Below are 11,280 nucleotides of genomic sequence, written 5' to 3' on the forward strand. Positions count from 1 at the left end.
TCGGCCCGGCCGTACAACCCCTTGCACTGGTAGAGGGAGCCGAGCATCATGAGCGAGTCGGCGACGCTGGAATGGTCCTCACCGAAGGCTGCTTCCCGAATGGCCACCGCGCGCTGAAGGAGCGGCTCGGCCCGGCCGTACAGCCCCTGCAAGTGGTAGAGCCAGGCGAGGTCGTGGAGGGTTTGAGCGACCTCCGGATGGTCCTCGCCGAGGGCCGCTTCCCGAAGGGCCAGCGCGCGCACGAAGAGCGGCTCGGCACGCGCGTACACTCGCTGGGCCGTGTAGAGGTTGGCGAGGTGGTGGAGTGACTCGGCGACGAGGGGATGGCGCTCGCCGAGGGCCGCTTCCCGAATGGCCAACGCACGCGCATGGAGCGGCTCGGCCCGGACGTACAACGCCTGGCCCGCGTAGAGGTTGGCGAGGGTGGTGAGCGCTCGGGCTGTCTCCGGGTGGTTCTCTCCGAGCGCCGCCTCCTGGATGGCCAGCGAGCGCTGGAAGAGCGGCTCGGCCCGGGCGGCGTTCCCCTGAAGCAGGAGATGCGCACCGAGCTGGTCCAGACTCCTGGCCACGTCTGGATGGGTGCCCCCGAGCACCGCCTCCCGCAGCGCCAGCGCCCGCTCGCCCCGCGCGATGGCGTCCGCGTACCGGCCCGCGTCCCAGAATGTGTGCGCCTCATCGAAGGCCGTCCGGGCCTCGTGCAGCCGCGCCTCTGGTGGCTCCTGCGCGCCCGCCGCGCCCGCCACACAGCACAGCACCACGACCATCAGCCACCCGCGAACCCGCTGCATGTCGGCTCCTGGTGTACCCACCCCTGATGGAGCCGGTGACCCGGAAAATCATGCAGCGAATCCGCGGGCGGGCCCGCGCTCGGGCGTGGAGCACCACCCTCGCGGCTGGAGCACCGCTCAGTGGCGATCCGGCATGGGGCAAGCACTGCGCGGCGGGCAGGACTCGGGCAAGCGCAGGGGCGTCTCCTGGCCCATGGCGAGGAAGGGCGCCCAATGGTGGGGGTGAGGCTGGGTCCGCCGCAGCTCGCGCATCGCCTCTCGCAGCGCCGTGGCGCGTCCCTGCCCCTCCAGCAGGTTGCGGTAGTAGACCTCCATCAGCTCGCGCGTCGTCTCGTCGTTCACCTTCCACAGGCTCATGACGACCGTCTCCGCTCCCGCCACGAGGAAGGCCCGGCGCAGCCCGTAGACTCCCTGGCCTATCCTGACGTCACCTCGCCCGGTATCGCAGGCGGAGAGGACGACGAGCTGGGTGCCCCACAGGTTGAGGCCCGCAACCTCCAGCGCCGTCACCAGCGCGTTGCCGGACGGGGGTGGAGCGGAGCCGGAGGGTACCAGGGCGCTCGCCCCCGCCAGGACGAGGCCGGAGCGCAGCAGCGGGTCCGGGGGGCTGGGGGCCTGGGTGTCCTCGCCCAGCGCCCCGAAGTGGCCCACGGCCCGGGAGCCTCGCGGCTGGGAGGCGTCCTCGAGGAAGAAGCCATGGGTGGCCAGGTGGAGGATGCCGGGGGGAGGCAGTTGCAGCAAACGCTCCTTGGTGGCCTCGGGGCCCAGGAAGAGCTGGGCCTGGGGCAGCAGACGCTGGATGGCCTCGGCCTCCTGGCGGGTGCCCGGCAGGGGGGTGGCGTCCCAGGCGCGTTGCCCCAGGTCCGCGCGCAGCAGGGAGAAGAAGCGCTCGCCGGGCATGGTGCGCGTGGCCAACGCGGGCGCGTCTTCCGCGGGCGCGTCCTCCTTGGAGAGAGAGGCCACCTGAAGGGGGGCCCTGAAGTCCGGATCGGCGAGGACGACCACGGAGCCCGGGGGGGCGCTCTCCTCGGGCCGCGGCAGCAGGCTCTTGCCCGAGGGGACGTAGGTGAAGTCGAAGGCGTCCACGAGGAACTGCTTCCCATCGTGCAGGGCGGCGAAGGGCACCAGGGCCAGCTGACCATCCGGCGAGAGGAAGAGGCGGCGGGTATCCCCCAGCAGCGGCAGCAAGGGTTGGAAGGCGAGCTGGTGCAGCGCCTGGGCCGAGGCCTCGAAGCCCGCGTCGCGATTGGCCAGCGCATCGCGCAGACGTGAAGCGGCCGAGTCGATGGGCTCGGCGGCTCCCAGGTCCTGGAAGCGGATGGTGGCGTCCGGCAAGAGCACCAGCGCCAGGTAGCGCAGCGTGCCGGGGCGTTGGGACTCGGGCGTGCCGGGCCTGGGCAGCAGCGCGCGGTCCTCGTAGGTGATGAACTCCACGAGGGCGGCGTCCCGGGGCAGGGCCGCGGCGACCCGGTCGACAATCTCCGAGGGGGGCGGCAGCGCGGTCAGCGCGCGCAAGGGGGTGGAGCGCTTGGCCAGGTCCGCTTCCAGGGCAGCGCCCTGCTCGGCGAACTCCTCGAGACGCCGCTGGTGGGCGGCGGGTAGAAGCGAGCCGGGGCCCTGGAATGACAATTCGGCCAACCGGGTGCGCAGCTCCCGCAGCCGCTCGAAGGTGTCTCGGTCCCGCTCGCCCAGGCTCTGGTAGACGGTGCGGGAGATGTCGGCGCTCTCCTCGACGGAGCGTCCCTTGAGCAGGAGCGCGGCGCCGAGGGCCAGGCGTCTCACCTTGACGTCGTCGGGGTGGGCGCGCAGCAGCGCGTAGAGTCGCTCCTCGTCGGCGCGCAGGTACTGGAGGAAGCTGGCCAGACGGACTTCGGAGAAGCCGAGCGACTCCTGGCGCAGGCGCCGCTCGGACAGGGTGAAGGCGCGCGTGAGCAGCGGCAATGCCTTGGCGCGACGACCCTGGGCCAGATGAACCACGCCCAGGTGGTTGAGCGTTTCCACGATGTTGGGATGGTGCTCGCCCAGCGATATGCCCCAGATGGCGAGCGCGCGCTCGTAGAGCGGCCTGGCCCGGCCGTACAACCCCTGGGCCACGTAGAGGTCGGCAAGGCTTTTGAGCGTGGCGGCGACAATGCCACTGTTCCTGCCGGCGGCCGCTTCCGCGATGGACAGCGCGCGCGTGAGCAGGGGCTCGGCACGCGTGTACAGCCCCTGGGCCACGTAGAAGTCGCCGAGGCGGCTGAGCGTCCTGGCGACGAAGTTATGGTTCTCGCCCAGGGCCTCTTCCTGAATGGCCAGCCCGCGTCGCAGGAGGGGCTCGGCACGCGCGTACAGCCCCTGGGCCACGTAGAGGTTGCCGAGGTCGAGGAGCGCGGTGGCGACGAAACGACTGTTCTCGCCAAAGGCCGTTTTCCGAATGACCCACGCGCGCTGGAGGATCGGCTCGGCACGTGCGTACAACCCCTGGGCCACGTAGAGGTTGCCGAGGTCGAGGAGCAGGTCGGCGACGAGGGGGTGGTTCTCGCCCAGGGCCACTTCCCGAATGGCCACCGCGCGCTCGAGGAGGGGCTCGGCACGGCCATACACCCCATGCTCGAAGTAGAAGTAGCCGAGCCAACCGAGCGTTTCGGCGACGAGGAGGTGGTTCTCGCCGAGGGTCGCTTCTCGAAGGGCCACCGCGCGCAGATAGAGCGGCTCGGCACGCGTGAACAACCCCTGGTCCATGTAGAGCCAGGCGAGTCGCTCGAGCGAGGCGGCGACGTCAGGAGGGTTCTTGCCGAGGGCTGCTTGCCGAATGGCCAGCTCGCGCTGAAGGAGCGGCTCGGCACGCGCGTACAACCCTTGGGACCCGTAGATGCTGGCGAGGTGGTGGAGCGAGTCGGCAACGCTGGAATGGTCCTTGCCGAGGGTCGCTTCCCGAATGGCCAGCGCGCGCTGAAGGAGCGGCCTGGCCCGGTCGCGCATCCCCTGCAGGTCGTAGAGCCAGGCGAGGTCCTGGAGGGTTTGAGCGACCTCCGGATGCTCCTCGCCGAGGGCCGCTTCCCGAAGGGCCAGCGCGCGCACGAAGAGCGGCTCGGCACGCGCGTACACTCGCTGGGCCGTGTAGAGGTTGGCGAGGTGGTTGAGTGACTCGGCGACGAGGGGATGGCGCTCGCCTAGGGCCGCTTCCCGGATGGCCAGCGCGCGCTGGAGGAGCGGCTCGGCCCGGACGTACAACGCCTGGCCCGTGTAGAGTTTGCCGAGGGTGTTGAGCGTTCGGGCTGTCTCCGGGTGATTCTCTCCGAGCGCCGCCTCCCAGATGGCCAGCGAGCGCTGGAAGAGCGGCTCGGCCCGGGCGGCGTTCCCCTGAAGCAGGAGATGCGCACCGAGCTGGTCCAGACTCCTGGCCACGTCTGGATGGGTGTCCCCGAGCACCGCCTCCCGCAGCGCCAGCGCCCGCTCGCCCCTGGCGATGGCGTCCGCGTACCGGCCCGCGTCCCAGAATGTGTGCGCCTCGTCGAAGGCCGTCCGGGCCTCGTGCAGCCGCGCGTCTGGTTGCTCTTGCGCACCCGCCGCGCCCGCCGCACAGCACAACACTACGACCATCAGCCACCCGCGAACCCGCTGCATGTCGGCTCCTGGTACCCGTCTCGAATGGAGCCGGTGACCCGGAAAATCATGCAGGAAATCCTCGGGCGGACCCGCCAATCAGGCGTGGAGCACCACCACGGGCCGGCGGCAGCGGGCCACGAGCGCACGAGCCACCGAGTCGTTGAAGTACTCCGAATGCCGCTTCCCGGCGGAAGTACCCAGGCACACCAGGTCCACGCCCTCTCGCTCGGTGGCCTGGCAGATGGCCCGGGCCACGTCGTCTCCGGTGACGCCCTCCATCGTCCAGTGCACGCCCTGGGTGCCGTCCTCATGGGGCACCAGCGACTGGAGCCGCTGCATCACCATCGACTGCTCCCGAGGCGGCTCGGGCAGCACGCCGTAGACGTCCTGCGTCCAGGCGCGCTCGGAGACGCGGCGGCGGTGCACGTGCAACAGGTGGACGCGTCCGCCGGGGCGCACGAGCGAGCGGGCCTCGGAGATGGCGCGAGCACTGGCCTCGGAGAAGTCCACCGGGACGAGCACGGTCCGAGGCGGCACCGTCCTGCTCGCCGTGGGCTGGAGGGGAGGCACGCACACCACGGACTGCTCGGCGTGGCGCAGCACGCCCGCGGACACCGAGCCATGCCACAGCCGCGCGAGCCCCCCACGCTGGTGGGTTCCCACGAGCAGCAGGTCCACCCCGCGCGCGTGCGCCACGTGCAGCAGGTGGTCCGCGGGCCGGCCGAAGCCCGGCTCCAGGTGCAGCTCCAGCGTCCCCTCGCCGGGGAGCTCGCCCACGCGCTCGCCCAGCTCGCGCAACAACACCCGCTCCACCTGCGGGTCCAACACCTCGATGCGGCGCACCATGGGGTCCAACAGCTCCACGTGCACCGGGGTGTGGATGCCCAGGCGTTCGCGCTCCTCCACGGGTGAGCACACCGAGACGGCCACCACGTCACAGGGGCCGATTCGGCGCAGCTCGCGCAACCACGCCACGGCGGCCGCGGAGGTGGGCGAGTCATCCACGCCCACCTGTACGAGCAGGCGACGCCGGCCCAGGGCCCACTCGGTGAGGGACTCGGCATTGCGGCGCACCACGAGCACGGGCCCGCGGGCGCACTGGGCGAGCCGCTCATGCACGGGGGCACGGCGCCAGGAAACCTGTCCCCAGCCCTCGGCGGAGAGGAGGACCAGCCGGGCCTCGCGGATGAGCGCGTCCTCGAGGAGCACGGCGCCGGGAGCGCCCTCCAGCAGGCTCAGCTCGACAGGCAGTCCCTGGGAGCGCAGGCGGGCGGCCTCGGCCTCCAGAAATCTCCGGGCCTCCACCACGGAGGAAGGACCGTTGGGAGCGGGGTGCTCGGAGTCGAAGACCCCGAGGAGCCAGAGGGGTTCACCGAGCCGGGCGGCCAAGGCCGCGGCGAGGGTGGCGACCCGGGCCGACGGCTCGGAGAGGTTGGTTGCGCAGACCACGGACATGACGGCCTCCCCTGATGGGCGGGACCCTGGAAGACTGTCCATCACGCAGCGGGGAGGGAGGCCCCCGCACGGGTCGTCCGAGTCCGCCCCTCCCCTCTCCCTCCGGGAAGAGTGAGGGTACACGGTCCCCGGGAATGAAACCGTGCGCCCTACCGCGGCGCCAGCACCCCGTGCCCGTCGTGGTTGGTGTGGTCCTGGTTGGGCCCATTCCCCCCGCGTACCCCATCCTGCCCATAGGACTGGAGGAAGGGCCGCTGCCCGTCGCTGGCATAGGCATACGGGTGGCCCCAGGGGTCCTGCGGCAGCGTCGGGAGGTACTTGGGCACGAGGAAGGAGAGGTCGCCCTCCTCGGGGATGGAGCGGTGCTCGGCGCGGTAGACCTCGAGGGCGGCGAGCACGCGCGCGAAATCCGCATGCACCTGGGCGGCGCCGGGGTCGTGCTTGCCGCGAATGCCGAGCCACACGACGACGCCGATGATCACGAAGCCGATCGGCAGGAAGACGACCATCAGGTGGGGGCGGCGGCGCTGCGTCACGGAGACCTCTGGGAGAGGCCCCGGCCTACCACAGGGCGCGGAAGAGGGGCACCGGATGTGGCTTGCCCTTGAGGCGGACGGGGGGCAGCTCCTCGAAGCCCGCCTCATGGCCGGACAGGAGGGCGACGGTCCGCTCGCCCACCAGGATCTCCCCCGGCCCGGCGAGGGCACACAGGCGGGCGGCCACGTTCACCGAGTCGCCGATGCAGGTGTACTCGGTGCGCAGGGAGCCGCCGATGTTGCCGGCCACGGCCATGCCCGAGTTGATGCCGATGCCCAGCTCGAGCGTGAGAGGACGGCCCTGGCGGGTGGTGGCCCACTCGGCCTCGGCGCGCTGCCGCAGCTCGACCATGAAGGCCATCATCATCTTCGCGGACTGGAGGGCGCGCAGCGGATCATCCGAGCGACCCACGGGGGCGCCGAAGACGGCCATGAGCCCATCGCCGAGGAACTTGTCCAGGGTGCCGCCGCAGGTGAGCACCGCGTCGGAGAGGCCGCCGAGCACCTGGTTCAACACACCGACGGTCTGCTCGGGCGGGAGGCTGTCGGCGAGCCCGGTGAAGTTGCGGATGTCGGCGAAGAGGAGGGTGACCTCGCGCTTCTCGCCGGTGAGCACCACGGAGTCGGGGCTCTTGAGGATTTCGTCCACCACCGCGTCGGAGGTGTAGCGGGCGAAGAGCTTGCGCATGCGCTCGGTCTCGCCGGAGCGGCGCATGACGCTCTCGATGCGGGCGGCGAGCTCATCCATGGAGGCGGACTTGTTGACGTAGTCGTCGGCGCCGGCGCGCAGCCCCTTGACCCGCTCGGCCTCGCTGTCGTTGGCGGTGAGGATGATGACGGGCATGGCCCGGGTGGGGCCTTCCTTGATGCGGCGGCACAGCTCCATGCCGTCGATGCCGGGCATGTCCAGGTCGCTCAAGACGATGGCGGGCTGGACCTTGCCCACCTGCTCCAGGGCCTCGTACGGATCCTGGAAGCAGATGACCTCGTGGCCGATGGACACGAGCCCGTCCTGGACGAAGGCGCACGCGAGCGGGCTGTCATCCACCACCATGACGCGGTGGCGGCCGGCCTCCTGGGCCAGGGCACGCGAGGGGGCCTCCTGGCGGCCGGAGACCCGGCCCTGGAGCGCGAGGCCCTCGTAGAGCTGCTTGTAGGAGCAGTACCCGTTCTGGACGAGGATCTCCCCGAGCTTGCGGCCGGTGCGGCGCTGGAGGGCGAGGGCCTCGTCGAGCTGGGCGTCGGTGAGGTACTTGAGGCCGACGAGCACCTCGCCCAGCGGGGGATGACCGGAGGAGCCGCCCGAGGGCGTGTGGTGCAACCCGAGGGCTTCGCCCAGGGCGTCCTGGATCTGCTCCCGGGTGACGTAGCCGAGGGAGATGAGGGCCTCGCCGAGCCGCTGGCCGTTGAGGGCCTGGAGGGCGAGGGCCTCCTCGATCTGATTGCGCGTGGCGATGCCGAGCTTGAGGAGAAGCTCGCCGAAGAGCGGACTGTCCGCGCGAACCGCGGAGCGGTTGCCGCCCTCGGCACCTGCGGCCGACGGCACGGGGTCCAGGACCGGACGGTTCAACGGGGCTCTCCACCTTCCAAAAGGATCACTCGGGGTCACAGACTATCCCAGCCGCCGGACGGGAGACACTCCGAGACACGCCCCCCCGCCTGTCCCCCAGCCCGCCGGACCCCCGAGGTTCCCCTGCCCGCCCTACTCCCGAGGCAACTCGACAGTGAAGGTAGACCCCTGCCCGGGGGTGCTGCGGACCTGGATGCGGCCCCCATGGGACTCGACGATCTCCCGGGAAATCCACAGCCCGAGGCCGAGCCCATTGAACTGCTTGTCGGTGGTGGCGCGCTCGAAGCGTTCGAAGATGCGGGCCTGATCCTCGGGGGCGATGCCGATGCCGGAGTCCTTCACCACGAGGCGGGCCCGGCCGTTGCCCGGGTCCTCCACGCGTACCTCGACGGGTTGACCGCGCCCGTACTTGGCCGCGTTGGACAGCAGGTTGGAGACCACCTGCTCCAGGCGCACCCGGTCCCAGCGCCCCATCACCTGCGCGTCCGCCACCAGCTTCACCTCGTTGCCGGTGCGGGCGAGCGCCTCGGCCATGCGCCCCACGGCATCGCGCGTGAGCAGGGAGAGGTCGATCGGCTCGCGCTCCAGCTTCATCTTCCCGGAGGTGAGGCGGCCCACGTCCATCAGCTCGTCGATGAGCGCCCCGAGCCGCTCACTGGTGCGCTCGGCCTTCTCCACGCGCTCGCAGAGCCCCGGCGTGGTGGCCACGTCGCGGGTGACACGGGCCAGCATCTGGATCTGGAGCCGCAGCGCGCTCAAGGGCGTCTTCAGCTCGTGCCCGGCCAGGGAGAGGAAGTCATCGCGCAGCCGCACGGCCTCGGTGGCGGCGCCGTAGAGCCGCGCGTCCTCGATGGCCAGCGCGGCGCGCTCGGCGAGACTCTGGAGGAGCATCTGGTCCTCCTCGCCATAGGGCCGACCCCCGGCCACGTCCCGCACCACGCCCAGGGTGCCGAACACGCGCCCCTTGGCCGCCAGGGGCACCACCAGCAGGCTCTGCGGCCCGTAGCGCTCCAGGTAGGGCCCATACTCCGGCAGCGAGCCCCGCGAGCGCACCTCCTCGGGGTCCACGTCCGGGAGCAGCACCGCGCGCCCGGTGGAGACGACCCCACCGTGGAGCCCCTCGCCGAGCCGCTGCCGGCGCGCGTGCACCGTGCCGGCGAGCAACCAGCGCGCCTCCGGCTCCGGGTGGTGGATGGTGACGGGCTCCAGGAAGGCACCGTCCTCGGCCAGGAGCTGAAGCACGCACCCGTCGCCGATGACCTCGGACACCTTGCGGGCAATCACATCCAGCACCGCGGGCAGATCCAGACCCGCCTCGGCGAGCAACCCGTCCACCTCCACGAGGATGCGCAGGCGCGCGGCGTTGCGGCGGGACTCCGCCTCGGCGGCGCGGGCCTTGCGCAACAGACGGGCGTTGTCGATGGCCAGCCCGGTGCGCCCGGCCAGATCCTCGGCGAGGGCGCGGTCCTCCTCGGTGAAGGGCGTGTGCTCGGGCCCGCGCACGAAGGACATGGCGCCCAGGGTGCGCTGGCGCGCCATGAGCGGGACGATGAGGAACGAGCCCCCCTCGGGCGGCTCCCCGAGGCGCGCCACCTTGGAGCGCGGCGGCCCCAGCCCGACGACGAGCTGCGAGCACCCGGTGCGCACCACCTCGGTGATGGCCGAGGGCCGTGCGCGCTCCGGGGTGTAGTCCTCGAGCTTGTCATGCAGCAGCGAGCGCTCGGGCTCGGCGTGCACCACGGTGAGCCGTCGCAGGGCGCCGTGCTCGTCGAGGAAGTCCACCGCGCACCAGTCCGAGAAGGCGGCGCCCACGGCGAGCCGCGCCACGCCGGCCACGGTGGTCTCCCACTCCGGCGAGCTGGACAGCAGCACGCCCGCGTCGGCCAGCAGTTGCAGCCGCTTCCCGGCGGCCTCGGCCTGGAGCCGCGCGGCGCGCTCGGTCTCGTACAGGCGTGCCCGCTCCAGGGCCTGGGCGCACTGGCGGGCCAGTCCCAGCATGAGGGTGCGCTGCAGCTGGGTGAAGTGCCCCGCCTGGGCGAACCCGAAGGCCAGCAGCCCCAACCCCTGCTGCTCCACCCGCAGGGGGAGGAAGGCGAAGGCCTGACAGGACTGGCGCGTCATGTACGCCGCGAAGACGGGGTAGCGGACGCGCGCCTCCTCCGGCGACTCCAACCACACGGGCGAGCAGCTCACCGCCGCATGGAAGCCGGGCTGCTCGGCCAGGTCCCTGGGCAGCGCGAGCAGGGCGGCGAACTCCTCCGGGCCGGTGCCCACCGAGGCGATGAGCTCCACGGAGCGACCATCCGCCGACGCCTGGTGCACGGTGCCGCCCACGGCGCCCACGGCGGGCACGCCGAGCTCCAGCACGACGTGGGCCACGTCCTCGCGGGTGAGGGCGCGGCTGAAGGCCTCCGTCACCGCCTGGAAGCGGGTGAGGCGCAGCAGCTCGGCCTGCTCGGCCTCGGCGCGGGCCTGGAGCGCGGCGATGCGCCCGGACTCCACCAGCCAGCCGCGCTCCACGGCCAGCGCGGCCAACTGCGCATATAAGGACAAGCGCCGCGTCTCCTCCGGGGAGAAGTCGCGCGGCACGGGCGAGGAGCCCAGCAGCACCCCCATGCACCTGCCCTGGGAGGAGGACACGGGCAGGGCCAGCATCGACACGGAGCCCAGCCGCTCCAGCACCGCGGCGAGCTCGGGCTCCACCCGGGACTCACCCCAGTGGAACACCCACGGGGCCGACCCCGCGCACGGCCCCTCCAGCAGGAAGCGCGCACACCCGGCCACCGCCTCGGCCGCCATCCCCGGCGAGGCCTGGGTCAACAGCACGCCGTCCGGGTCGAACCAGGCGATGGCCACGCGCTCCAGCCCCAGCGAGGCCGCGGCGCACCGCACCACCTCCTCCAGCACCACGCGCGCCGACGAGGCCGACGCGAGTTGCTCCAAGGCTCGTGAGATGCGCTCCACCGCGGCGACGAAGCTGCTTCCGGGGACCTGCATGCCCACCCCCCCGCCCGGCCCTGACCCGCACCGAGCGTGAAGCTGGAGTTTTCCACGAATCCTCTCCCCCCGCCCAATCGCCCCCTCGGTGGAGCGTCCGCTACAGGATGAACGGAACTCTCGCGTTTCACTGGGTGTCGAACACCTCACTCGAAGACGCGGAGGACGGCGAAGAGGATCTCCATGACGATGAGGAGGACGACGGTGAGTTCCAGGGTGTGGCTGCGATCGGTGTCCACCTCGCCCTTGAGCAGGCCATACGTCTGGGCCAGCAGCTGCTGCTTGCGCGTCACCGAGGCCTGCCAGGCGGGGATGCGCAGGCGCTTCACCGCCGCCTCGTAGA

General features: G+C 71.8%; 6 protein-coding genes and 1 pseudogene. All 7 read right to left on the reverse strand.

Going from position 1 to position 11,280, the window contains the following annotated elements; all coding sequences use genetic code 11:
- On the reverse strand, window positions 1-788 hold a 788-nt coding region (locus tag VF794_RS20875), incomplete at its 3' end, for a tetratricopeptide repeat protein (protein ID WP_331113078.1).
- Between the two features lie 117 nt (window positions 789-905).
- Window positions 906-4,397 carry a CHAT domain-containing tetratricopeptide repeat protein gene (locus VF794_RS20880; RefSeq protein ID WP_331113080.1) on the reverse strand — a complete coding sequence of 1,164 codons (3,492 nt, stop codon included), beginning with the start codon at window positions 4,395-4,397 and terminating at the stop codon, window positions 906-908.
- A gap of 78 nt (window positions 4,398-4,475) precedes the next feature.
- Window positions 4,476-5,834, reverse strand: coding sequence for a universal stress protein (locus tag VF794_RS20885; RefSeq protein WP_331113082.1), 1,359 nt, complete (start codon window positions 5,832-5,834; stop codon window positions 4,476-4,478).
- 149 nt (window positions 5,835-5,983) lie between these two features.
- Window positions 5,984-6,370, reverse strand: coding sequence for a type II secretion system protein GspG (locus tag VF794_RS20890; protein ID WP_331113084.1), 387 nt, complete (start codon window positions 6,368-6,370; stop codon window positions 5,984-5,986).
- 25 nt (window positions 6,371-6,395) lie between these two features.
- Window positions 6,396-7,916 carry an adenylate/guanylate cyclase domain-containing protein gene (locus VF794_RS20895; RefSeq protein ID WP_331113089.1) on the reverse strand — a complete coding sequence of 507 codons (1,521 nt, stop codon included), beginning with the start codon at window positions 7,914-7,916 and terminating at the stop codon, window positions 6,396-6,398.
- Window positions 7,917-8,072: 156 nt separating this feature from the next.
- Window positions 8,073-10,937 (reverse strand): GAF domain-containing protein, encoded by a 2,865-nt coding sequence (locus VF794_RS20900; RefSeq protein WP_331113086.1) that lies wholly within the window; start codon window positions 10,935-10,937, stop codon window positions 8,073-8,075.
- Between the two features lie 146 nt (window positions 10,938-11,083).
- Window positions 11,084-11,280, reverse strand: a pseudogene (locus VF794_RS20905) (hypothetical protein); the annotation flags it as partial.

This window comes from Archangium sp. (assembly GCF_036389735.1).
Classification (GTDB): Bacteria; Myxococcota; Myxococcia; order Myxococcales; family Myxococcaceae; genus Archangium.